General features: G+C 73.8%; 28 protein-coding genes. 17 read left to right on the plus strand and 11 right to left on the minus strand.

Going from position 1 to position 20,090, the window contains the following annotated elements; translation table 11 throughout:
• Positions 1-248: 248 nt before the first annotated feature.
• Complete coding sequence (locus ACFVHV_RS23955) at positions 249-869, minus strand: GNAT family N-acetyltransferase (RefSeq protein ID WP_380353251.1); 621 nt, start codon at positions 867-869, stop codon at positions 249-251.
• A gap of 8 nt (positions 870-877) precedes the next feature.
• The gene (locus tag ACFVHV_RS23960) at positions 878-2,320 is read right to left on the minus strand and encodes an ATP-grasp domain-containing protein (RefSeq protein WP_380353254.1); all 1,443 of its coding nucleotides are present in this window, start codon (positions 2,318-2,320) and stop codon (positions 878-880) included.
• Positions 2,321-2,482: 162 nt separating this feature from the next.
• On the opposite strand from ACFVHV_RS23960, the gene ACFVHV_RS23965 reads away from it, so the two are divergent.
• From ACFVHV_RS23965 to ACFVHV_RS23975, 3 genes are all read left to right on the plus strand, one after another.
• Positions 2,483-3,088: a putative glycolipid-binding domain-containing protein gene (locus ACFVHV_RS23965; protein WP_359912986.1), complete on the plus strand. Its 606-nt coding sequence runs from the start codon at positions 2,483-2,485 to the stop codon at positions 3,086-3,088.
• A gap of 134 nt (positions 3,089-3,222) precedes the next feature.
• A complete protein-coding gene (locus ACFVHV_RS23970) occupies positions 3,223-3,711 on the plus strand; it encodes an SRPBCC family protein (protein WP_380353257.1) in 489 nt (162 codons plus the stop codon).
• Positions 3,712-3,913: 202 nt separating this feature from the next.
• A complete protein-coding gene (locus ACFVHV_RS23975) occupies positions 3,914-4,168 on the plus strand; it encodes an acyl carrier protein (protein ID WP_359912992.1) in 255 nt (84 codons plus the stop codon).
• 60 nt (positions 4,169-4,228) lie between these two features.
• On the opposite strand, the gene ACFVHV_RS23980 is transcribed toward ACFVHV_RS23975, so the two are convergent.
• Positions 4,229-4,564 (minus strand): cupin domain-containing protein, encoded by a 336-nt coding sequence (locus tag ACFVHV_RS23980; protein WP_359912995.1) that lies wholly within the window; start codon positions 4,562-4,564, stop codon positions 4,229-4,231.
• Positions 4,565-4,635: 71 nt separating this feature from the next.
• Here ACFVHV_RS23980 and ACFVHV_RS23985 point away from each other — a divergent pair, with 71 nt between their 5' ends.
• From ACFVHV_RS23985 to ACFVHV_RS24000, 4 genes are all read left to right on the plus strand, one after another.
• A complete protein-coding gene (locus ACFVHV_RS23985) occupies positions 4,636-5,619 on the plus strand; it encodes a helix-turn-helix domain-containing protein (RefSeq protein ID WP_380353260.1) in 984 nt (327 codons plus the stop codon).
• 227 nt (positions 5,620-5,846) lie between these two features.
• Complete coding sequence (locus ACFVHV_RS23990) at positions 5,847-6,953, plus strand: RCC1 domain-containing protein (RefSeq protein WP_380353263.1); 1,107 nt, start codon at positions 5,847-5,849, stop codon at positions 6,951-6,953.
• A gap of 86 nt (positions 6,954-7,039) precedes the next feature.
• Positions 7,040-7,540 carry a peptidylprolyl isomerase gene (locus ACFVHV_RS23995; RefSeq protein ID WP_380353264.1) on the plus strand — a complete coding sequence of 167 codons (501 nt, stop codon included), beginning with the start codon at positions 7,040-7,042 and terminating at the stop codon, positions 7,538-7,540.
• 264 nt (positions 7,541-7,804) lie between these two features.
• Positions 7,805-9,427 carry a serine hydrolase gene (locus ACFVHV_RS24000; RefSeq protein ID WP_380353267.1) on the plus strand — a complete coding sequence of 541 codons (1,623 nt, stop codon included), beginning with the start codon at positions 7,805-7,807 and terminating at the stop codon, positions 9,425-9,427.
• On the opposite strand, the gene zapE is transcribed toward ACFVHV_RS24000, so the two are convergent.
• Positions 9,414-10,499 (minus strand): cell division protein ZapE, encoded by a 1,086-nt coding sequence (gene zapE / locus ACFVHV_RS24005; RefSeq protein WP_380353270.1) that lies wholly within the window; start codon positions 10,497-10,499, stop codon positions 9,414-9,416. The two genes, ACFVHV_RS24000 and zapE, sit on opposite strands and share 14 nt — an antisense overlap.
• A gap of 180 nt (positions 10,500-10,679) precedes the next feature.
• Positions 10,680-11,195 (minus strand): DinB family protein, encoded by a 516-nt coding sequence (locus ACFVHV_RS24010; RefSeq protein ID WP_359913014.1) that lies wholly within the window; start codon positions 11,193-11,195, stop codon positions 10,680-10,682.
• A 197-nt stretch (positions 11,196-11,392) separates the two neighbouring features.
• Here ACFVHV_RS24010 and ACFVHV_RS24015 point away from each other — a divergent pair, with 197 nt between their 5' ends.
• The gene (locus ACFVHV_RS24015) at positions 11,393-12,355 is read left to right on the plus strand and encodes a phosphatidylinositol-specific phospholipase C (protein WP_359913017.1); all 963 of its coding nucleotides are present in this window, start codon (positions 11,393-11,395) and stop codon (positions 12,353-12,355) included.
• Positions 12,356-12,409: 54 nt separating this feature from the next.
• On the opposite strand, the gene ACFVHV_RS24020 is transcribed toward ACFVHV_RS24015, so the two are convergent.
• The 4 genes from ACFVHV_RS24020 to ACFVHV_RS24035 all read right to left on the minus strand — a co-directional run bounded on the left by ACFVHV_RS24020 (position 12,410) and on the right by ACFVHV_RS24035 (position 14,202).
• Entirely contained in the window at positions 12,410-12,613 is a 204-nt protein-coding gene (locus ACFVHV_RS24020) for a DUF397 domain-containing protein (protein WP_380353273.1), read from the minus strand.
• 113 nt (positions 12,614-12,726) lie between these two features.
• A complete protein-coding gene (locus ACFVHV_RS24025) occupies positions 12,727-12,975 on the minus strand; it encodes a hypothetical protein (protein ID WP_359913019.1) in 249 nt (82 codons plus the stop codon).
• A 193-nt stretch (positions 12,976-13,168) separates the two neighbouring features.
• A complete protein-coding gene (locus ACFVHV_RS24030; protein WP_380353276.1) occupies positions 13,169-13,378 on the minus strand; it encodes a DUF397 domain-containing protein in 210 nt (69 codons plus the stop codon).
• The gene (locus tag ACFVHV_RS24035) at positions 13,363-14,202 is read right to left on the minus strand and encodes a Scr1 family TA system antitoxin-like transcriptional regulator (RefSeq protein WP_380353278.1); all 840 of its coding nucleotides are present in this window, start codon (positions 14,200-14,202) and stop codon (positions 13,363-13,365) included. The genes ACFVHV_RS24030 and ACFVHV_RS24035 overlap by 16 nt, the downstream gene beginning before the upstream one ends.
• Before the next feature lie 118 nt (positions 14,203-14,320).
• Between ACFVHV_RS24035 and ACFVHV_RS24040 the strand changes: the two genes are divergently transcribed.
• From ACFVHV_RS24040 to ACFVHV_RS24060, 5 genes are all read left to right on the plus strand, one after another.
• Positions 14,321-14,521 (plus strand): hypothetical protein, encoded by a 201-nt coding sequence (locus ACFVHV_RS24040; protein ID WP_380353283.1) that lies wholly within the window; start codon positions 14,321-14,323, stop codon positions 14,519-14,521.
• A gap of 1 nt (position 14,522) precedes the next feature.
• On the plus strand, positions 14,523-14,768 hold the full coding sequence (locus ACFVHV_RS24045) for a hypothetical protein (RefSeq protein ID WP_380353286.1): 246 nt from the start codon (positions 14,523-14,525) through the stop codon (positions 14,766-14,768).
• A 36-nt stretch (positions 14,769-14,804) separates the two neighbouring features.
• Positions 14,805-15,272 carry an NUDIX hydrolase gene (locus ACFVHV_RS24050; RefSeq protein WP_359913034.1) on the plus strand — a complete coding sequence of 156 codons (468 nt, stop codon included), beginning with the start codon at positions 14,805-14,807 and terminating at the stop codon, positions 15,270-15,272.
• Between the two features lie 332 nt (positions 15,273-15,604).
• On the plus strand, positions 15,605-15,958 hold the full coding sequence (locus ACFVHV_RS24055; RefSeq protein ID WP_380353289.1) for a VOC family protein: 354 nt from the start codon (positions 15,605-15,607) through the stop codon (positions 15,956-15,958).
• Positions 15,959-16,088: 130 nt separating this feature from the next.
• Positions 16,089-16,700, plus strand: coding sequence for a DUF2306 domain-containing protein (locus ACFVHV_RS24060; protein ID WP_380353291.1), 612 nt, complete (start codon positions 16,089-16,091; stop codon positions 16,698-16,700).
• On the opposite strand, the gene ACFVHV_RS24065 is transcribed toward ACFVHV_RS24060, so the two are convergent.
• The gene (locus ACFVHV_RS24065; RefSeq protein ID WP_359906639.1) at positions 16,663-16,851 is read right to left on the minus strand and encodes a hypothetical protein; all 189 of its coding nucleotides are present in this window, start codon (positions 16,849-16,851) and stop codon (positions 16,663-16,665) included. The two genes, ACFVHV_RS24060 and ACFVHV_RS24065, sit on opposite strands and share 38 nt — an antisense overlap.
• Before the next feature lie 197 nt (positions 16,852-17,048).
• Here ACFVHV_RS24065 and ACFVHV_RS24070 point away from each other — a divergent pair, with 197 nt between their 5' ends.
• Positions 17,049-17,438: a hypothetical protein gene (locus ACFVHV_RS24070; protein ID WP_359906637.1), complete on the plus strand. Its 390-nt coding sequence runs from the start codon at positions 17,049-17,051 to the stop codon at positions 17,436-17,438.
• 66 nt (positions 17,439-17,504) lie between these two features.
• On the opposite strand, the gene sigJ is transcribed toward ACFVHV_RS24070, so the two are convergent.
• Positions 17,505-18,470, minus strand: coding sequence for an RNA polymerase sigma factor SigJ (sigJ, locus tag ACFVHV_RS24075; protein ID WP_380353294.1), 966 nt, complete (start codon positions 18,468-18,470; stop codon positions 17,505-17,507).
• Positions 18,471-18,642: 172 nt separating this feature from the next.
• Here sigJ and ACFVHV_RS24080 point away from each other — a divergent pair, with 172 nt between their 5' ends.
• The 3 genes from ACFVHV_RS24080 to ACFVHV_RS24090 all read left to right on the plus strand — a co-directional run bounded on the left by ACFVHV_RS24080 (position 18,643) and on the right by ACFVHV_RS24090 (position 20,043).
• Positions 18,643-19,119 (plus strand): carboxymuconolactone decarboxylase family protein, encoded by a 477-nt coding sequence (locus ACFVHV_RS24080; protein ID WP_359906633.1) that lies wholly within the window; start codon positions 18,643-18,645, stop codon positions 19,117-19,119.
• A 31-nt stretch (positions 19,120-19,150) separates the two neighbouring features.
• The gene (locus ACFVHV_RS24085) at positions 19,151-19,537 is read left to right on the plus strand and encodes a DoxX family protein (protein WP_380353297.1); all 387 of its coding nucleotides are present in this window, start codon (positions 19,151-19,153) and stop codon (positions 19,535-19,537) included.
• A gap of 203 nt (positions 19,538-19,740) precedes the next feature.
• Positions 19,741-20,043 (plus strand): trypco2 family protein, encoded by a 303-nt coding sequence (locus tag ACFVHV_RS24090; RefSeq protein WP_380353300.1) that lies wholly within the window; start codon positions 19,741-19,743, stop codon positions 20,041-20,043.
• Positions 20,044-20,090 lie beyond the last annotated feature (47 nt).

The raw sequence follows: 20,090 nt of genomic DNA on the forward strand, positions 1-20,090 counted from the left end.
GGCCGGCACGGCAGCCACCGCCCGGCCCGCGACGACGCGCCGGCCCGGCCGGGTGTTCGGGCGCCGAACCCGGCTTCGGCGCCCGGGGCCTGTGCCGCCCCCGACCTCGCCCCGCCCCCGACCTCGCCCCGCCCCCGCCCCAGCCCCCGACCTCGCGGCGCCCGGCCGGGGTCCGCGCGGCGCGCCCCTGCGGTCCGTCACGAGCGGTCCGTCACGGGCGGGCACGCCACGGGCGGGCAGGGCCCCGCTCACGCCCGCACACGGCCCGCCTCGTGGACCCACGGCGGCGCCACCGCGCTCGTGACGCGTTCGAACAGGGCGCCGCTGCGGCTGTGGGCCACCGTGCGCACCCAACGCCAGCCCTGCGCACGGTAGTAGGCGTGCAGGGCGGCGTTGTCGCTCCACACGTTCGCCCGCAGCAGCCCGGCGCCCGCCCGCGCGGCCCGCCAGGCGGCCCAGTCGCCCAGACGGGCGCCGATGCCGCGCCCGGCGTACCGGCGGTCCACCGTGAAGGAGCTCACGTAGCGGGCCGGGCGGGCGAGTTCCTCGCCGCTCCACAGGCGGGGGCTGCCGGTGGGGCGCAGCGTCACGGTGGCGACGGCCTCGCCCTGCGGCGCCAGCGCGGCGACCACCGTCGCGCCCCGGGCGATCAGCGTCAGGCCGCGCTCGGGGTCGTACGGGGCCGACCACTGGGCCGAGCCGTGCTCCAGCGCGATCCAGGCGGCCGCCTCCGCCCGCAGGGCGGCCAGCCGGGGCAGGTCGGCGGGCACCGCGGCGCGGACGTACAGCGGAACGGGTGTCCCCGGCACCGGCGTCCCCGGCACCGGCGTCCCCGGCACCGGCGTCCCCGGCACGGGTCTCCTCGGCACGGGTCTCCTCACCGCGACGCGCAGGGGACGGCGGATCCCACGGGTTCGTCGAGGGGTTCGAGGACGAAGCCCGCGCGCAGGGCGTCCACCAGCCGCCGTCCGGGCGCGGTGAGCGCGGTCCCGTCCGGGGTGGTCAGCGGGTGCCGGGCCACGACCCGGGCGAGCGGCACCCCGGGGAGCAACACCGTCCCGGGGGAGGGCAGTTGCAGCAGCACGCAGTCGTCGGGCCCGCACTCCAGCAGGCCGAACCCGGCGCCGCAGTACCGCAGCCGCCCGTCCTTGAGCCGGTGCAGACCGCCGCCGGGCGCCGCCGCCACCCGCACCGGGGCTCCGGTGTGCCGCACCACCAGCTGCACGGCGCCCGCCGCGTCCGTTCGCGGCTCGCCGCCGGTGGCGTGCCCGTAGAGCTCCAGCACGTGGCGCAGCGCGGACGGCAGCGCGTGCTCGGCCAGTTCGAGCTCACCCAGCAGCCAGGTCGAGCCCTGCATGCGGCAGTTGAGCTCCAGCAGCAGCGGGCGCTCGCCGTCCAGGACGAAGTCGGCACCGAACAGGCCCCGGTAGCCGAGCGCGGCCAGCGCCTCGCCGACACGCCGCGCCGAGGTGCCGGCCCGGGCCAGGGCGAGCGGCGACAGCAGGGCCGGGGCCGCGAAGTCGCAGCCGGAGTAGGCGCCGAAGGGCGCGCCGACACCCTCGATACGGGTCAGCTGGACGGACGGGCGCAGCACCCGCACCGTGCTGTCCGCCGAGACCAGGACGTGCAGGTTGACCGCGACGCCCTCGACGTAGCCGCTCACCAGCCAGGGCCCGCCGCCGACCCGGCGGATCGGGCGCAGGTCCGCCTCGTCGACGACCAGGTGGGTGCCCTTGCCGCTGGAGCCCACCGGCGTCTGCACCACGTAGGGGGAACCGAAGCGGCGGCGCAGCTCCCGGTGGTCGAGCGCCGGGACCACCGCGTCCGGCGGGGTCGCGGCCCCCACCGACCGCAGCCACGCGCGCTGCGCCCGCTTGTCGCCCAGCATCGGCAGGGCCACGTGCGAGGGCGGCTCCAGCAGGCGGGCGCCGAGCGCGCCGAGTGCCGTGCGCCACTCGGCCTTCATCGCCGAGTAGGGCAGCAGCGCCAGCTCCCGGCCCCGCCAGCCGCCACCCGCCGCGCCCGCGCCCGCGCCCGCGCCCGCGCCCGCGTCCTCGCCCGAGGTGCAGGCGATCGCGCGCAGCACCGCGTGGACCCCGGCCCCCGCCGAGGTGTGGTCGCGCACCCCCCGCTCCGGTTCCAGCGCGTGGAAGGAGGCCCCGAACTCGTCCGCCCAGCCCGCGTCCGGGCCCTCCACACTCACCACCGCGGACAGGCAGCCGGTGCGCAGCAGCGGCAGCACGTTCAGGGGACGGGCACAGCACGACAGTCCGGGCAGGGCCCGCAACCGGGCCACCGCTTCGTCACAGGATGTGATCACCCACGCGATTATGGAGAGCCCGGGACCGGGCCCGCCGCCGCCCCGGACCCCGCCCCGCCCCGCACGAGGCACGCCCCGCCCCCACTCTCACCCGAACGAATGAACCCCCCGCGTTGACGGCCCGTCGGGCCCGCTGTCGGCACCCGGCAGTACCGTGCACGAATGAACAGCCGCACCGCCCCCGACCCGAACCGCCCCGCCGCACCCACCGCCGCACCCACCTGGCGGGTCACCGAGACCGCCGGCCTGGAGACCTCCTGGATCGACCTGCGCCCCACCGCCCTGACCGCCCGCGGCCGCGTCGCCGCCGCCGAACCGGCCCCTTACTGGCTCGACTACGAACTCGACACCGGCGACGGCTTCACCACCCGCCGCATGCACGTCACCGCCCGCACCCCCGACACCGTCCGCACCCTCGACCTGCGCCGCGACGAGACCACCGGCCACTGGACCGTCGACGGCACCCCGCGCCCCGACCTCGACGGCGCCCTCGACTGCGACCTCGGCCTGTCCCCGCTCACCAACACCCCGCCCGTCCTGCGCCACGCCCTCCACCGCGGCCCGGGCGAACACCACTTCCTGATGGCCTGGATCCGGGTGCCCGAGCTGGTCGTCGTGCCCTCCCGCCAGACCTACACCCACCTGCACCGCCACGAGGACGGAGGCGCCACCGTCCGCTACGCCTCCGGCGACTACCGGGCGGACCTGCTGCTGGACGCGGACGGCCTGGTCGCCGACTACCCGGGCCTGGCCCACCGCATCGCCTGACGGCCCCGGTCCGACGCCCCGGCCAGGCCCGACGGCCCGGCCAGGCCCGACAGGGAGCCCGACCTGACGGGGCGCCCGGTTCCCCCGCCCGGTACGCTCGGGCGCATCCCCCGACCCGCCACGAGGAGGCCCCGATGCCCTGGTTCGCACTGGAGCGCTTCGACGCCTCCTTCTTCGACACCGCCCCGCACCGCCACCGCCACGTGATGGACCTGCCGGTGGCACCGCGGAGCGTGTGGGCGGGACTCGCCGGCCCGGCACCGCTGTCCTGGTGCCGGGGCCTGGCCGGCGGCCGCTACACCTCGCCGGCCCCGCACGGCGTCGGCACCACCCGGGAGATCACCGCGCTCGGGACGCTGCGGCTGCGCGAGGAGTTCACGCTCTGGGAGGAGGGAACGCGGCACGCGTTCCGCGTCACCGAGGCCTCCCTGCCGCTGTACCGGCGCTTCGGCGAGGACTACCTCCTCGAACCCCTCCCGGGCGGCGGCACCCGCTTCACCTGGACCTTCGCCTACGAGCCGGCCCCACTGCTGCGCCGCCCCGCGGCACTGACCGACATGCCCGGGGCGGCCTTCCAGCGGACGCTGATCGCCGACACCAAACGGCACTTCGGCGCGGCCTGAGCCCGCCGGGCCACGGGCGCCCGGTCCGGCGCCCGCCCCGCCCGGCGGGCCGTCCCGGCCGTCCCCGTGAAAGCCCTCACGCGTACGAGTGAACGAGCTGGACCGGACGCCTGGCGACCACGTACAACTGCGCGCACAGGGCCACCCGTTGAACGACCCGACCGCCGTCGGCCCTGCCACCCACGCACCCCCGGAGGGCCCGATGGCCACGGAGATCACCTACGAGGAACTGGCCACCCTGGTCAGGACCCGCGCCGGCGTCCAGGTCACCGCCGAGGAACTCGCCGACCCCGGCCGCATGTTCCTCGACCTCGGCGTCGACTCCCTGGGCGTGCTGGGCGTCCTCGCCGACCTGGAGAACCGCTACGGCGTCTCCCTCGACAGCTCCGACCTGCTCGGCCGCCCCGTCGCCGAGTTCCTCAAGGACGTCAATGCCTCGCTGAACCCCGGCTCCTGACCGGCCCGGAGCGGGGCGGGAGCCCGGCCCCGGCGGCCTCCCGCCCCCGCCCCCGCGGCCCTACCCCTGCGGGTAGAACACGAACAGCGTGCAGCCGACGGCCGTCGACGGCACGTGCCACGACCCCGCCGGAGCGTGCAGGAACGTACCGGCCGGGTAGTCCCGCGCCCCGTCGTTGAAGACGCCCGCCACCACGAACACCTCCTCCGGCCCCGGCTCGTGGACGTCACGGTGCGGCCAGCGGGAGCCCGCCGCCATCTCCAGCACATGGGCGTGCGCGCCGTCCGGCCCCCGCCACAGGGCCCGCAGCCGGACACCGGGGAACAGCTCGCGGACCGGGGACTCGTCGACGGACACGGACGTGTAGCCCTGCTGGGCAAGGATCTCCGGGTACATGCCCGCAACGGTGCCGCGCCCCGGCCGGCCCGGACAGGCCCCACCGCGACACCCTGGGGTACTTTCCTGCCATGCACCGCGTGGTGGCCCTGGTCCGGCCCGTCCAGTCGACCTTCGAACTCGGCTGCGCCGCCGAGGTCTTCGGCACACCGAGACCCGGCCTGCCGCAGCACTACACCTTCGCCACCTGCACGCAGGTCCCCGGCCCGGTGCCCACCACCGGCGGCTACACCATGTCCGTGCCGCACGGCCTCGACGCGCTCGACACCGCCGACACCGTGATCGTCCCCGGCTGGCTGCCCGTGGACGAACCCCTCACCGACCCCGTGCGCCGCGCCCTGCTGCGGGCGCACGCCCGCGGGGCCCGGCTGGCCGCCATCTGCTCCGGAGTGTTCGCCCTGGCCCGCACCGGACTGCTCGACGGCCGCACCGCCACCACCCACCGGGCCAGCGCCGACCAGCTGCGCCGCGCGTACCCCCGGATCCGGGTCGAGCCGCACCGGCGCTACGTGGACCACGGCGACGTCGCCACCAGCGCGGGCGCCGGCGCCGGCCTCGACCTGTGCCTGCACCTGGTCCGGCGCGACCACGGCGCCGCCCACGCCGCCGCGCTGGCCCGGCACATGGCGATGGCTCCGCACCCCGACGACGACCGCACGCCCTGCGCGCCGCAGCCGGTGTCGCCGTCACTGCTGCCGCCGGCACCGCCGGTGCCGGTGTCGGTGCCGTCGGGGCAGGCGCTGGACGGCCTGCTCGCCTGGGCCGACGAGCGCCTGGGCGCGCCCCTGTCGGTCGAGGCCCTGGCCGCCCGCCTCGGCGTCTCGCCCCGCACCCTGGCCCGGCGTTTCGCCGACCAGCTCGGCACCAGCCCGGGCGCCTGGCTGCTCGCCCGCCGGCTGGCCGCGGCCCGCGTCCTGCTGGAGGACACCGACCTGCCCGTCGACGCGATCGCCGCCCGCGTCGGGCTGACCTCCGCCGTCAACCTGCGCCGCCGCTTCCGCGCCCGCACCGGCACCACCCCCGGCGCCTACCGGCAGGCCTTCCGCACCCGCTGAGCCCTCCGCACCCGCTGAGCCCTCCGTCCCGCGCCATGCGCTGCGGGACGCACGGCTCAGCGGCCGCGCCGGAGGCCCGCCATCACCCGATCGAGTGGCCGGCGCCGCCGTTTCCCGTGCCGGTGACGTGCGCGTGGGTAGCGTCGGTCCATGATCGTGGACTCGTCAACAGATCTGACATGTCGACGATTTGACTTATTGTCATACAAGTAAAGAGGCATCGTCGCATGGCAGAGAAGCGCCTGAAGTCCTGGGGCAACAACCGCTCCGGCCAGCTCGGGGACGGCACCTGGGCCGACCTCCGCACCACGGCCACCGCCGTGCTCGGGCTGACCAGCGCCGACGTGGTGAAGATCGCCGCCGGCGGGGCCGGTGCCACCCTCGGCCACGGGCTGGCCCTGCTGGCCGACCGCACGGTGCAGTCCTGGGGCGTCAACGGCTCGGGCCAGCTCGGCGACGGCACGGTGTTCAGCCACAACGCGCCCGGCCAGGTGGCCGGTCTCACCGACGCCACCGACATCGCCGCCGGCGGCGCGCACAGCCTCGCCCTGCTCGCCGACGGCACCGTCCTGGCCTGGGGCCAGAACAACCACGGCCAGCTCGGCAACGGCACCGGCGCCGACAGCGGCGTCCCGGTGCGGGTCGAGGGCCTCCACAAGGTCGTCGCCATCGCCGCCGGCCTCCACCACAGCCTCGCGCTGCGCGAGGACGGCACCGTCTGGGCCTGGGGCTACAACAGCAACGGCCAGCTGGGCGACGGGACTTCGACCAACCGAGGCCTCCCCGCGCGGGTCGTCGGACTGACCGGCGTCAGCCGGATCGCCGCCGGCGCGAGCCACAACCTCGTCCTGGTCGGCACGCCCGGCGCCGGTGCCGCCGTGAAGGCCTGGGGCTACAACGCCACCGGCCAGCTCGGCGACAACACCACCATCAACCGCTACACCCCCGTCACCACCCACGGGGCCTGGACCGGCGGGGTCACCCGGATCGCGGCCGGCTGCAACCACAGCATGGCCGTCGTCGACACCGACCACCGCCTCAAGGCCTGGGGCCAGAACACCGCCGGCCAGCTCGGCGACGGCACCACCGTCTTCCGCGTCACCCCCGTCACCGTCCCCGGTCTGAGCGGCGTACGGCTGGTGGCCGGCGGCCGGGAGCACACCGTGGCCCTGTCCGGGACCAGCACCGTGCACTCCTGGGGCAGCAACGGCTCCGGCCAGCTCGGCGACGGCACCACCGCCGACAGCAGCACCCCGGTGCCCACCCTCACCGCCCTCACCGGCATCGACAAGCTCGCCGCCCCCGTCGGCGGCGACTTCACCCTCGCCAACTGAGGCGCCTCGACGGTGCCCGGCCGTCCCTCCTGTCACAATGCGCGTGAGCAATCCGTAGCCGCCGCAACCCGTACAGTGAGGTCATCGTGTCGAAGGTCAAACTGAGCACCAACCACGGCGACATCGTCCTGCGCCTCGACGCGGAGAAGGCCCCGGCGACGGTGGAGAACTTCCTCCAGTACGTCCGGGACGGCTTCTACGACGGGACGGTCTTCCACCGGGTCATCAACGGCTTCATGGTCCAGGGCGGCGGGATGGAGCCCGGCATGAAGCAGAAGAAGACCCGCGCCCCCATCCAGAACGAGGCCGACAACGGCCTGAAGAACACGCGGTACACCGTCGCGATGGCCCGCACCGGGGACCCGCACTCGGCCACCGCCCAGTTCTTCATCAACGTCGCCGACAACGACTTCCTCGACCACAGCGGCAAGAACGCCCAGGGCTGGGGCTACGCCGTCTTCGGCGAGGTGGTCGAGGGCCAGGACGTCGTGGACACCGTCAAGACCGTGCCCACCGGCTCCAGGAGCGGCCACCAGGACGTCCCCAAGGAGGACGTGGTCATCGAGAAGGCCGAGGTCGTCGAGTAGGACGGGGACATCGGACAGGGGCGGGGACGTCGCCCAGGGGCGGGGGAGCGGGCGTTCGCACGGGAAGCCGGCCCGGCCGGCTTCCCGCTCCGCGCCGCCCGGGGCGGCCCCGGCGGGCCGCCCCGACCCCTGCCCGCCGCCGCACGGGTGAATGCGCCCACGGCGGTGCGCGGCGCCCGCCCGGGCCGCGCCGGGCCGTCGAATACTCACGTACTCACGCGATGAGGCGCACGGCCCGTGCCGCCCGGACGAGGGAGGACCCGCATGCACCGCCGCACCGCCGCCAGGCCGGGACACCGCATCGCCGCGCCCCTGCTGGCCGGCCTGCTGCTCGCCGGGTGCACCTCCGCCGCCTCCGACCCCGAGGCCGCCCCCGGCTCCTCCGGCGCCGTGCCCACCGCGCCGCCGCAGCCCTCACCGCAGCTGAGCGACCAGCAGGTGGCCTTCGCCGTCGACCGGATCGACGCCTACGTCCAGGACGCCCTGCGCAGGACCGGCGTGCCGGGCCTGGCCCTGGCCGTCGTCCACAAGGACAAGGTCGTCCACGCCAAGGGCTTCGGCGTCCGCGAGCTCGGCAAGCCGGACACCGTCGACCCCGACACCGTCTTCCAGCTCGCCTCCGTCTCCAAGCCGATCTCCTCCACCGTCGTCGCCACGGCCGTCGGCCAGAAGGCGGTCGCCTGGGACGACCCCGTCATCGCCCACGACCCCGGCTTCACCCTCGCCGACCCCTGGGTCGGCCGCCACGTGACGCTCGCCGACCTCTTCTCCCACCGCAGCGGCCTGCCCGACCACGCCGGCGACCTCCTCCAGGACCTCGGCTACCAGCGCGACTACATCCTCCAGCACCTGCGCGACCAGCCCCTGGCCCCCTTCCGCGCCACCTACGCCTACACCAACTACGGCCTCACCGAGGCGGCCGTCGCCGTCGCCAGGACCAGGGGCACCGCCTGGGAGACCCTGGCCGCCGACACCCTCTACAAGCCGCTCGGCATGACCTCCACGAGCTCCCTGCGCTCCGCCTACGACAACGCGCCCGACAAGGCCGTGCCGCACGTGCGCACCGGCACCAGCGGCGGCTGGCAGGTCAGCACCACCGAGAACGCCGACCCGCAGTCCCCGGCCGGCGGCGTCAGCTCCACCGTGCAGGACCTCGCCCGCTGGATGCGGCTGCAGCTCGCCGACGGCTCCTTCGAGGGCAAGCAGATCGTCGACACCGCCGCCCTGGGCGAGACCTGGCTGCCGCACAGCCTCTCCAACCCGCCGTCCGCACCCGACGGCAACCCCGGCCAGTACGGCCTGGGCTGGAACGTCGGCCGCGACAACGGCGGCCGGCTGCGGCTCAACCACTCCGGCGCCTTCGAACTGGGCGCCGCCACCGTGGTCACCCTGCTGCCCTCCGAGCAGTTGGGGATCGTGGTGCTGACCAACGGCCAGCCGGTCGGCCTGCCCGAGGCGGTGGCCGAGGAGTTCTTCGACCTCGCCGAGGAGGGCCACGAGACCGTCGACTGGCTCGCCTTCTTCGGCAAGGTCGTCCCCGCCGCCGCGCTGACCGGCGTCTCGCCCACCGACTACACCAGGCCCCCGGCCGACGCCGCCCCCGCCAGGCCCGACGCGGCCTACGTCGGCACGTACGCCAACGGCTACTACGGCCCGCTGACCGTGACCACCGGCAACGGCGGCGCCCTGGTGATGAGCCTGGGCCCGGACGACCTGCAGTTCCCGCTCCAGCACTACGCCGGGGACGTGTTCAGCTTCCGCACCCGCGGGGAGAACGCCGTCGGCCTGTCCGGGGTGACGTTCGGCGTGGGCGCCGACGGCCGGGCCTCCACGGTGGTGGTCGAACAGCTCGACCACGACGGCCTCGGGACCTTCACCCGAAGCTAGGGCGCGTCTGCCGGGCCGGGTGCCGCAGGAGGGCGAGGCGGCTGGCGGTGCGGTCGAGGTCGCGCATGAGGGCGGAGCCGGCGGGGAGGCCGGCGAGCGGGTCGGCGCCGATCAGGACCAGGCGGACGTCGCGGTCGCAGCAGACGTCGACCAGGTTGGCGAAGCGCCGGCGGCCGTCGGGGGAGGCCTCGGTGAGCGGCGGGACGCCGTCGAGGACGACGGTGGGGAAGCGGTCGGCGAGGGCGAGGTAGTCCGCGACGGAGGTGAGGCCCTCGCACAGCTCCGGGAAGCCGAACCACACGTGGTCCTCGCGGACCGCCCGGGCCGGCAGCTCGCGGTGATGGGCGGCCACCGGACCCGCTTCCTCGGGCCGGGGCGCCGTGAGGCCGGCCGAGGCCTCGTCGCCGGGGCGGAGCCGGGCGCCGAGGCCGAACCCGTGGGCGCGTTCCGACCCGGGCAGGCGCCGGAAGTCGACCTGCCCGCAGACGTCGACCACGTCCATCCGCTCCTCGATCAGCCTGATCGTCGGTTCGAAGAGGTGGTGGTACAGCGGGTCGGGCATCAGCCCGGCGGGCGGGTAGTTGGACGTGGTGACCAGGGTGATCCGCCGCTCCAGCAGGGTGTGCAGCAGACGGGCCACCAGCATCGCGTCACCCGCGTCGTGGGCGTGGAACTCGTCGAAGACCAGGACCCGGCAGTCGCCGAGCAGCTCGTCCACGGCCCGGTCCACGGCCGCGCCGTCCGCGCCGCGACTCCCGGCGTGGTGGGCGACGCCCTCGTGCAGCCGGCGGAAGAAGTCGTGGAAGTGCAGCCGCCGCTTGCGCGGGGTCGCCAGCCCGTCGAGGAAGGTGTCCACCAGCCAGCTCTTGCCGCGGCCGACCGGGCCCCAGAGGTAGAGGTGCCGCGGACCGCGGCGCAGCCGCCAGGCCGGGTGGGCGAGCTCGCCGGCCAGCCGGCTGAGCCGCTCGACCGGGAGCTCCTGGGCGGGGTCGAGCGTGAACCCGCGCTGCCCGGCGGCCCGGTGGAAGTGCCCGCGCATCGCCTCGTACTGCTTCTGCACCCTGTCCGTCACGGGTCGGGACCCTAGCAGGGCGTCATCGGCGTCCGGATCAGCGGGAGTTGCCCGGTCACGGGCCCCTTCACGGCCGGTCCGGCGCGGGACGGGACCTGACGGAGCGTCCCGCACCCGCCCGGCCGGACCTCCCGCTCCCGGGCCGCCGGCCGGCGGAAGCGGTGAAGTCCGGTGGAACCGCTAGTAGTAGCCCTTCGAGCCGTCGAGGAGCTCGCGGACGATGTCGGCGTGCCCCGCGTGGCGGCCGGTCTCCTCGACGAGGTGGATCAGCATCCAGCGCAGGTTGGCGCCGCCGGCGCGGAAGCCGGGCTTGCGGCCGACGTCGTCCAGGGAGGCCGCCGCGACGATCTCGTTGCTGCGGGCGCACTGGGCCTCGTACTCCGCGAGCAGGTCGGCGAGGGGGCGGTCGTCGGTGTGCCAGTCGGCGTCCTCGGTGGACTCGTCGAAGGACGGGTTCTGCTTCTCGTCACCGCCGAGGAACATCACCTCCAGCCAGAGGTGCTCGGTCCAGCGCATGTGCGAGATGAGGCCGGCCATCGTCATGGCCGGCGAGGTCGGGACGACCGCCCGGTGCGCGTCCCGTTCGTCCAGCCCCTCGCACTTCCAGCGCAGGATCTTCCGCTGCAGGTCCAACCAGCCGATGAGCGCGGTGCGTTCGTCCGCCTGGAGTGGGGGGCGTTCCAGTTCCGATGCCATGGCGGTGCAGGCTACCGAGGTGTCGCGCCGGGTGCACCGGGTTTTCCGCGTGCCGCCCGCCGGCGCGGCCGCGGTGCGGGTGGCGGACGTTCGGTTCGCGGACGATGAACCGGCCTCGGACGGAGGCCCGTTGGAGTCGGAAAGGAGAACGTTCACGCCCGATCACCATCGGGGCCCCGAGTCCGGAGGCTTCTTGCATGTCGATCAACCGTAGGACCCTTCTCAGGGGCGCAGCGCTCGCGGCCACGACCGGGGCCCTGGGCATCGCCGGCTCGGGCGCATCGGCCGTCGCCGCGCCGGACCGTCTCGTCCACCGCCCCACCGACAAGTGGATGTCGCTGCTGGGCGACAACGTGAAGCTGTCGCAGCTGACGATCCCCGGAACCCACGAGACCTGCGCGCTCTACGACGGCGGCGCCTTCGGCTTCGCCCAGTGCCAGGAGTGGCGTATCAACCAGCAGCTCCAGGCGGGCGTGCGCTTCCTCGACATCCGGTGCCGGGTGGCGGGCGACGTCTTCACCATCCACCACGACAAGATCTACCAGAAAATCAACTTCGGTGACGTGCTGAACCTCTGCATCGACTTCCTGAAGGCGAACCCCCGCGAGACGATCATCATGCGGGTCAAGAAGGAGTACACCGAGGGGCAGGACTACCGCTTCAGCGAGATCTTCAACTACTACATGGACGGCTACGACGGGAAGGGCAACTACCGGCCCTGGTTCTGGCTCCCCAAGGCCGGATCACTGCCCGGCGGACTGCCCACGCTCGGGCAGGTGCGCGGCAAGATCGTCCCCATCATGTCGGACTTCACCTGGGGCGACGGGCGCTACGACCCGCTGCAGTGGGGGGACAGTTCCCGGATCTGGCTGCAGGACGCGTGGAGCGACGGGCCCAGCCGCAAGGTCCAGCGGGTCAGGGAAGGGCTGGACACGGCGTTCTACGGCCAGAACGACGGCAAGCTGTACCTCCACTTCGCCAGCTCCAGCAGCTTCCCGGACACCCCGTACCAGATCGCCAAGGTCGTCAATCCCTCCATCCAGGACTACCTGACGCCGCGCATCTCCCAGCGCGCGCACTACGGCGTGATCGCGATGGACTTCGTGGACGAGCGCAAGGACCTGCTGCAGATGATCGTCGACTGGAACTTCGGACTCTGACCGCTCGGCCCCGCCGCCCCGAGCATGGGGTGGCGGGGCCGATGGTGGCTGTGGTCAGTGGGTGTCGAACTCGCCGGTGCGGACGGCGGTGACGAAGGCCTGCCAGGCGGGGGCGGGGAAGAGGAGGGCCGGGCCGGAGGGGTCCTTGGAGTCGCGTACGGGCATGACGCCGGCGAAGCCGTCGGCAACCTCGACGCATGCGCCGCCGCCACCGCTGTACGAGCTCTTCCGCCAGGTGGTGATGTGGGTGGTGTCCATCGCGCGCCCTCCTGGGGTCGTGCCCGCCAACTGGTGACCAGGGTAGGGGAGAAGGGCGGGAAGCCGGCCATGCCGCCCGGCTTCCCGCCCCTCAGATGGTCACCCGGTGGTTTCTAGTAGAACCAGACGGAGAGGCGGGCGGTGGTCGGGGCGACGTCGCAGAAGTAGTTGACCGCCTCCCCGCGGGCCACGTAGGCCTTGCCGGCCGCGTCGCACGCGGCGCCGCTCGGGTACATGCCGATGTAGGTGTAACCGGTCGTCCTCGTGGTGGACGCCTGGGCAGCGGGGGCGACCATCAGGCCGCCCGCCACCGAGAACAGTCCGGCCAGGGCCATGCTGGTAACCGCCTTGCGAAGTGCCATGTCGGTGTCTTCCTCGCTCAAGGGAGAACACCGGAGTCCGCTTCCCGGTGCTCGGCGGCGAGCCTTCCGGAATCCCGGATTCGGGGCAATGGTAGAGACCAATTTGGCAGAAAAGAGCCGCCCGCTGCGCAGTTGCGCACACCTCGGCCCCGCCGCCCCGAGTATGGAGCGGCGGGGCCGATGGTGACTGCGGTCAGCGGGCGTCGAACTCGCCGGTGCGGACGGCGGTGACGAAGGCCTGCCAGGCGGGGGCGGGGAAGAGGAGGGCCGGGCCGGAGGGGTCCTTGGAGTCGCGTACGGGCATGACGCCGGCGAAGCCGTCGGCGACCTCGATGCACTGGCCACCGTTCGGGCCGCTGTACGAACTCTTCCGCCAGGAAGCCTCCGTCAGGTCGACATCCACTCCAGGTCCCTCCTTGCCGAACGGATGAAAGCCAGCGATTCGGCTTGGCCAAGGGCCTCGACCGCAAGCCGATCGTAGCTCTTGGCAAGTTCGGCAACCGACTTGGAATCGCGGTCGATGTAGCCACGCTGCTCGACCTCGCCGTAGGCGAGAACTTTTCGGTTCGGCATGGTAAGGAGGGTTGCCATGTGGGTGAACGGCCGGTTCTCGCCGAGGGTGAACGGAGCCACCTGGATGACGATGTTGGGCCGAGTGGACAACTGCTCAAGGTGAAGCAGTTGTTCGACCATGACATCACGGCCGCCGACGACTCGCCTGAGGCAGGTTTCGTCCAGCACCACGTGCAGGAACGGAGGAGGGGTCCGTCCCAGGGCTTGCTGTCGGGAGAGCCTGAATTCGATGCGTTCCTCGGCCAGTTTCTGGGGTGAAATGCCTTGGCGGACGCTGCCCATCTGGAGTGCGGTTGTATACCCCCGGGTCTGCAGGAGTCCGGTGACAACGTTGACCTCGAAGATCCTGATCTCTTCGGCAAGGGCCTCGTAGCGCGAGAACTCCGGGAAACCCTCCAGGATCGCGGCGTTCTTCAGCTGATACCACATCAGCAGCATGGTGCCGCCCGTGTCGAGCGCGATGTCGGAGAGTTCGGCGAGCTTGCGACTCGGAGGTCGGTGTGCAAGTTCGACGTAGGACAGGTGCGAGGGGGAGCATCCGATGAGCGGGGCAAGATCCTCCTGGAGGAGGTCCTTGGCCTCTCGGAAGGCGCGGAGTTGGATTCCGAAGGGCGCCCACGGGCTCGACTCGGGGTCAATCTTCTTCTTGTTCACGGCAGCTCTCAACTTCCCTGTGGCCCCTCGGCAAGTAGCAGGCCGCTTCCGATGCTAGGCGACCTTGCGCCACCATGTGCACAGAACGTGAAACTCCGATCGCAGAGGGTTCCCTCCCATGCACCACGACCAACTCCCTCGCCTCCACGGCTACGGCGTCCGCTGGGACACCGCCTCCGACCGCTACCGGGTCCGCAACGAGCTCACCGGGGAGTGGCTCCGCGGCGCCAGCGGCGAACTCGCGGCCTTCACCTTCTTCGGGGACGCGTACAGTGCCTGGCGCGCCTTCGAGGTCCACAAGCGGCCCGGGGAGAAGTGAGATGTCCTCCACCCTCTCCCGTGCGACCGCCGAGCAGCGCCGGCAGGCCGCCGACGTCCTCGACGACCTCGCCACCGTCCTCGCCCTCGGCGGCGTCGAGCTCCCCACGCTCGAAGTCGACTGGGCGGACGGCCGCCTGACGTGCAGCTATCTGCTGCGCCTCACCGCGCGCCCGCTCGACCTCCTGCGCATGGTCGACCTGCTGCGCAAGGGTCTGCGCTACGAACGCCTCACCCACGACGACTGAACGTCCCCCACCGCGTCGAGAAAGCGACCTCCCCCCATGCAAGACCCCCGCCTGCTCGCCAAGCCCCCCGTCTGCCGGCTCGGCTGCCTCGTCCTCGTCCGAAACCAGCGCGGCGACGTCCTGCTGGTCGACCCCGACTACATGGACGGCATGATCCTGCCGGGCGGCTCCGCCAAGCCCAACGAGCCCCCGCACCTGGCCGCCGCCCGCCACCTGCACGCCGAGACCGGTCTGATCGTCCGCCTCACCGACGTCCTCGCCGTCGACTTCACGCCCGCCGACCGCCATTTGGAGCGTCTCACCCTGGTGTTCGACGGCGGTACCGTCCCCGACGGCACCCTCATCACTGTCCCCGCGCAGCGCAGGAGCGGCCTGTTCGGCGCCCGCTTCGTCCCCGCCCGCAGCCTCCCGGACTTCATGGCCCCCTCCCAGGCCGCCCGCGCCGCCGAGGCCCTCGCCGGCCGCTCCCTGCCCGCCCTCCTGCTCGGCCAGCGCGCCGCGTGACGGCACGCGGACACGCCCCGGCCCGGCGTGGGCTCCCCGCGCCGGGCCGGGGCGGTTCCGTCAGTCCCTCGGGGCGCGGCGACAGGCGTCCGCCGCGACGGTGGCGGCGATTCGTCGTACCAGCTTCATAGTGATCAAATCGCCTCGGGTGGCATGGAGTTGGCGGGATGACGGGAGCATGATCCGCCCACGATCCCCGGCCCGGGACATGCATACCGGACCGCGCGCCGTGCCCGTCCGGACGCCGCGCCGACACCCGACCAAGATCACCCGAAGACGAGGAGGGAGGGTCGTGCCGGGCCCGCCGACCACCGTGGTGGCAGGATGGCGGCATGGAACGAGTAGTGGGCATCGGCGGGTACTTCCTGCGGGCCGCCGACCCCGCGGCGCTGGGCGCCTGGTACCGCGACTGCCTGGGGCTGGACGCCGACGAACACGGCCTGTGGCGCCAGGAGCCCGGGCCGACGGTCTTCGCGGCCTTCGAGTCCGGGACCGACTACTTCGGCTCCCGCACCCAGCGGACCATGCTCAACTTCCGCGTCCGCGACCTGGACGCGATGCTCGCCCAACTGCGCGCCCGGGGGGCGGACGTGGCCGAGGAGACCCAGGAGATGGCGGGCGTCGGCCGGTTCGGCTGGGTCACCGACCCCGAGGGCAACCGGATCGAGCTCTGGCAGCCCGCCTGACCGGGCCGAGCCGCGGCGGGCCGGGGTGATCATCTCCCCATCCCGGCACCGGAGATGAGGGTTCTCTGAGGGTGCTTTCTCGGGGACAACCCCGATGCCGGACCCGGCCGTCGGGCCCGAGACTCGGTGCATGCGCATCACACGGGCCGGCTGGGCCGTCATGACGGTGCTCTCCACCCTCATCGTCGCCGTCTCCGCCAAGTACCTCAGCTTCGATCCGGCAGTCTTCATCGAGCAGCAGCGCGCCACCTACCTGAGTCACGAAGTGCCGCTCTACATCCACATATTCGGCGCGCTCACCGCTCTGCTGGTGGGGCCGTGGCAGTTCTCCCGCCGCCTGCGGAACCGCCGCCCGCGCCTGCACCGCCGCATCGGCGTCACCTACCTGATCGGCTGCCTGGTCGGCGGGGCGGGCGCGCTGCTGATGGCGCCCGTCGCGTACGGCGGCGCGGTCTCCGGGACCGGCTTCGCCTGCCTGGCCGTCGCCTGGCTGGTGACCGGCGGCGCCGGGCTGCGGGCGATCCTCGACGGGCGGGTGGTCGACCACCGCCGCTGGATGGTCCGCAGCTTCGCGCTCACCTTCGCCGCCGTCACCCTGCGGCTCATGCTGACCGTCGCCATGGCCGCGCACCTGGACTTCCGCACCTCCTACACCGCCATCGCCTGGCTGTGCTGGGTGCCCAACCTGCTGCTGGCCTGCTGGTTCACCCGCCGCCGCCCCGCCGCCGGGGCGCCGGCGTGACCGGTGCCCGGACCCGGGCGCGGACGTGGGCGCGGACGTCAGCGGTGGGGGTGCGGCCCGGGGTGCGGACGATGCGCAGGGCGTGGCGCCGGCCGATGACGCGGGCCGAGGCATCGAACTGGCGGAACCGGCCGAGGTGACGGCTGCTCATGTTTCCGCCGCTGGACCGTCGTTGACCGAACCGGGGAGTGCGGCCCCCGTTAGCCCGGCCGGGCAGCGGGGTTCCTCCGCCCGGGTAGCGGATGCCTTCCCCGGCGGCGGACCAGGGTGGTTCGGGTACGGATCGGGGTCGAGGCGGGGAACGGCCCGCCGTCGACACAGCCCGACCCCACACCCCAGGAGGCCGCCGTGGCCCGTACGAAGCCCCTCGTCCTGACCGCCCTGACCGCCTTCAGCGTCCTGGCCGCGAGTGCCGCCGTCGCCTTCGCCGACGGCAAGCCCGCCGGCAAGCCGGGCGTCGTGGTGCCCCACGACGAGGCCGCCGCCGACCCCGCGCTGCTGTCCGCGCACAACCAGGTCTTCGGCGACTTCGTCGACGTGGCCCCGGGCGGCAACGGGTTCGCCACCGTGACCTGCCCGTCCGGCCAGGTGCCCACCGGTGGCGGCGGCCAGACCAGCGCCTTCCGGATCTTCTTCACCGACTCCTACCCGAGCGGCAGCTCCTGGGTCGTGCGCGGCACCAACACCGGTACCGCGACGGAGTCGATCCTGGCGACCGCCGTCTGCACCGTCCCCTGACCCTCGGGGTGAACGGCCCGGGTCCGGCGTTCGGGCCCGGGCCGCCGCATGTCCCGCGCGCCGGGGTCACGGTGCCGGCGGGGCGACCTCGTCGGAGGGCCGCTTCGGCGCCGGCCGCAGCCCGAGGTCGGAGACCGGCCCGAGGTGGCCGAGCTTGTCCGGGTTGGACACGGAGTGGACGGCCCGCACCGCGCCGTCGGCGTCGATGTCCAGCACGATGACGCCGGCCACGCGCTGCTCGGCGTCGTACACCACCGCGCCCGGGCGGCCGTTGACCCGGGCCGGGACGAGGCGCGCGCCCAGGAGCAGGACGCGGCGCAGGCCGCCGACGAGCAGCCGGGCGACGCGGAGCGGCTCGGTGACCGAGCGTGCCAGCGCGCGGGCCTTGCCGCCGCCGTCGCCCCGGACCACCACGTCGGGGGCGAGCATGCCGAGCAGCGCGTCCAGGTCCCCGCCCTCGGCGGCCTCGAAGAAGCGGCGGGCCAGCTCCTCGCCCTGCGCGCGGTGGGCCGGGGCCGGCAGGACGGGGCCGTCCTCGGCCGCGGCCAGGCGCTTGCGGGCGCGGGAGAGGATCTGCCGGCAGTTCGCCTCGCTCCGGCCGACCGTCTCCGCCACCTCCGGGTAGCCGTACCCGAACGCCTCGCGCAGCGTGAACACCGCGCGCTCGACGGGGGAGAGGGCCTCCAGCAGCACCAGGAACGCCATCGACAGGGTGTCCGCCAGCTCGGCGTGCTCGGCCGGGCCGGGGCGCCCGGCGGTGGTCACGACCGGCTCGGGCAGCCACTCGCCGACATAGGTCTCGCGCCGCACCCGCGCGGACCTCAGGTGGTTGATGCCCAGGCGGGTGACGGTCGTGGTCAGGTACGCCTTCGGGTCGGCGATCGCGGTGCCGGCCCGGTCGGCACGGGCGAGGCCGAGGAAGGTGTCCTGGACGAGGTCCTCGGCGTCGCCGACCGAACCCGTCATCCCGTAGGCGATGGAGAACAGCAGCGGCCGGTACCCGGCCGCGCCCGCCACATCCGTCGAACTCACCCCGGACGCCCCCTTCCCGATCGTGGCCAGCAGGCTACCCGAGGCCCGCCGCGGACCGCGGGCGGGTGGTGTGGCGCAGGTCACGGCGGGCGGGCGGCGCGGGGACGTCACAAAACGGCGGGCTGTCCTGTCTTCAAGGGCAGCAACGGGACCACCGACCGAGGAGCACACCATGGAACCCCGCCTGAACCCCTTCGCCAGCCCCGTCATGGGCAAGGTCTTCAAGCACCTGATCGCCGCCAACAAGCCCGTCGCCGAGTCGAGCCTGCCGTACACCGTCCAGGAGCTGGTGCGGCTGCGCGCCAGCCAGATCAACGGCTGCGGCGCCTGCATCGACATGCACTTCAAGGAGGCCGTGCACGCCGGGGAGGACCCGGTGCGCCTCAACCTGGTCGCCGCCTGGCGCGAGGCCACCGTGTTCACCGACGCCGAGCGCGCCGCGCTGGAACTCGCCGAGGAGGGCACCCGGCTCGCGGACGCGGCGGGCGGGGTGAGCGACGAGGTGTGGGCGAACGCCGCCAAGCACTACGACGAGGAGCAGCTCGCCGCGCTGGTCTGCGTGATCGCGATCATCAACGCCTTCAACCGGGCCAATGTGATGCTCCGCCAGCCCGGCGGCGGCTACGAGGTCGGCATGTACCAGCACTGACCGGCCCGGGGCACGAGGAGAGGGGGACACCGTGAACGTCGCGCTGTGGATCGTCGCCGGGCTGCTGGCCGCCGTCTACCTGGTGGGCGGCGCGTTCAAGATGCTCGCGCCGAAGGAGAGGATCGCCGCCACCGGGGCCGCCGGCCGCTGGGTGGAGGACTTCACCGCGGGAGGGGTGAAGGCCATCGGCGCGGTCGAGGTGCTGGCGGCGGCCGGGCTGGTCCTGCCCGCCGCGCTCGGCATCGCGCCGGTGTTCGTGCCGCTGGCGGCCGTCGGACTGGTGCTGCTGATGGCCGGTGCGGCGACCGTGCGGATGCGCCGCCGGGAGTACCGGCTGGTGGCGGTGGACGCGGTCTACATCCTGCTGGCCGCCTTCGTCGCCTGGGGCCGCCTCGGGCCCGAGTCCTTCCTCAACTGACCTGCCGGGAAGGTCCGGTGGGAGGACCGGGGCCGCTCGACGGTACGGCCGCCGCGAGGGCGCGGCGCCGCGCCGCCGGGCGGCCCCGGCGGCCGTTCACCGGTCGCCCGGACCGGGCGGGTGCCGGTGGCCTACCATGTCCCACTGATGATCATCTCGTGGCCGCACCCGGTGTACGGGGAGCGGGCCGAAGGGGGACGGGTATGGAGATCGGGCTCGCGGACACCATCCGGGCGCTTCGGCAGGAGCTCGCCACCGCGATGGCCGACGGCGAGGGCTCGCCGGTGCGGCTGCGCGTCAACTCCGTCAAGCTCGATGTCGAGGTCGCCGTCACCGCCTCGGCCGAGGTCGAGGGCGGGGTCAAGTTCTGGGTGCTCTCCGGCGGGGCCAAGGCCGCCGGCGCCAGGACCGCCACGCACACGGTGTCGCTGGAGCTGACGGCCGAGACCGAGCAGGGCGGTGCGGTGCTGACCAACTCCGAGGCCGGGATCCTGCTGCCCGACTGACGCCGGGCGGGGCCCGGCGGACGGCGGTAGCCGCCACCGGGGAGGCT

The organism is Kitasatospora sp. NPDC127116 (assembly GCF_042677365.1).
Lineage (GTDB): Bacteria > Actinomycetota > Actinomycetes > Streptomycetales > Streptomycetaceae > Kitasatospora > Kitasatospora lactacystinica.

Excerpts from the sequence above, each read along its gene's own strand:
- ACFVHV_RS24055 (WP_380353289.1), top strand. The coding sequence starts at position 15,605 with ATGGAACGAGTAGTGGGCATCGGCGGGTACTTCCTGCGGGCCGCCGAC.
- ACFVHV_RS24015 (WP_359913017.1), top strand. The coding sequence starts at position 11,393 with ATGTCGATCAACCGTAGGACCCTTCTCAGGGGCGCAGCGCTCGCGGCC.
- ACFVHV_RS23980 (WP_359912995.1), bottom strand. The coding sequence starts at position 4,564 with ATGTACCCGGAGATCCTTGCCCAGCAGGGCTACACGTCCGTGTCCGTC.
- ACFVHV_RS23975 (WP_359912992.1), top strand. The coding sequence starts at position 3,914 with ATGGCCACGGAGATCACCTACGAGGAACTGGCCACCCTGGTCAGGACC.
- ACFVHV_RS24010 (WP_359913014.1), bottom strand. The coding sequence starts at position 11,195 with ATGGCATCGGAACTGGAACGCCCCCCACTCCAGGCGGACGAACGCACC.
- ACFVHV_RS23990 (WP_380353263.1), top strand. The coding sequence starts at position 5,847 with ATGGCAGAGAAGCGCCTGAAGTCCTGGGGCAACAACCGCTCCGGCCAG.
- ACFVHV_RS24020 (WP_380353273.1), bottom strand. The coding sequence starts at position 12,613 with ATGGACACCACCCACATCACCACCTGGCGGAAGAGCTCGTACAGCGGT.
- ACFVHV_RS23985 (WP_380353260.1), top strand. The coding sequence starts at position 4,636 with ATGCACCGCGTGGTGGCCCTGGTCCGGCCCGTCCAGTCGACCTTCGAA.
- ACFVHV_RS24065 (WP_359906639.1), bottom strand. The coding sequence starts at position 16,851 with ATGAGCAGCCGTCACCTCGGCCGGTTCCGCCAGTTCGATGCCTCGGCC.
- ACFVHV_RS24050 (WP_359913034.1), top strand. The coding sequence starts at position 14,805 with ATGCAAGACCCCCGCCTGCTCGCCAAGCCCCCCGTCTGCCGGCTCGGC.
- ACFVHV_RS24025 (WP_359913019.1), bottom strand. The coding sequence starts at position 12,975 with ATGGCACTTCGCAAGGCGGTTACCAGCATGGCCCTGGCCGGACTGTTC.
- ACFVHV_RS24060 (WP_380353291.1), top strand. The coding sequence starts at position 16,089 with ATGCGCATCACACGGGCCGGCTGGGCCGTCATGACGGTGCTCTCCACC.
- ACFVHV_RS23965 (WP_359912986.1), top strand. The coding sequence starts at position 2,483 with ATGAACAGCCGCACCGCCCCCGACCCGAACCGCCCCGCCGCACCCACC.
- ACFVHV_RS24040 (WP_380353283.1), top strand. The coding sequence starts at position 14,321 with ATGCACCACGACCAACTCCCTCGCCTCCACGGCTACGGCGTCCGCTGG.
- ACFVHV_RS24000 (WP_380353267.1), top strand. The coding sequence starts at position 7,805 with ATGCACCGCCGCACCGCCGCCAGGCCGGGACACCGCATCGCCGCGCCC.
- ACFVHV_RS24045 (WP_380353286.1), top strand. The coding sequence starts at position 14,523 with ATGTCCTCCACCCTCTCCCGTGCGACCGCCGAGCAGCGCCGGCAGGCC.
- ACFVHV_RS24090 (WP_380353300.1), top strand. The coding sequence starts at position 19,741 with ATGGAGATCGGGCTCGCGGACACCATCCGGGCGCTTCGGCAGGAGCTC.
- ACFVHV_RS23970 (WP_380353257.1), top strand. The coding sequence starts at position 3,223 with ATGCCCTGGTTCGCACTGGAGCGCTTCGACGCCTCCTTCTTCGACACC.
- ACFVHV_RS24080 (WP_359906633.1), top strand. The coding sequence starts at position 18,643 with ATGGAACCCCGCCTGAACCCCTTCGCCAGCCCCGTCATGGGCAAGGTC.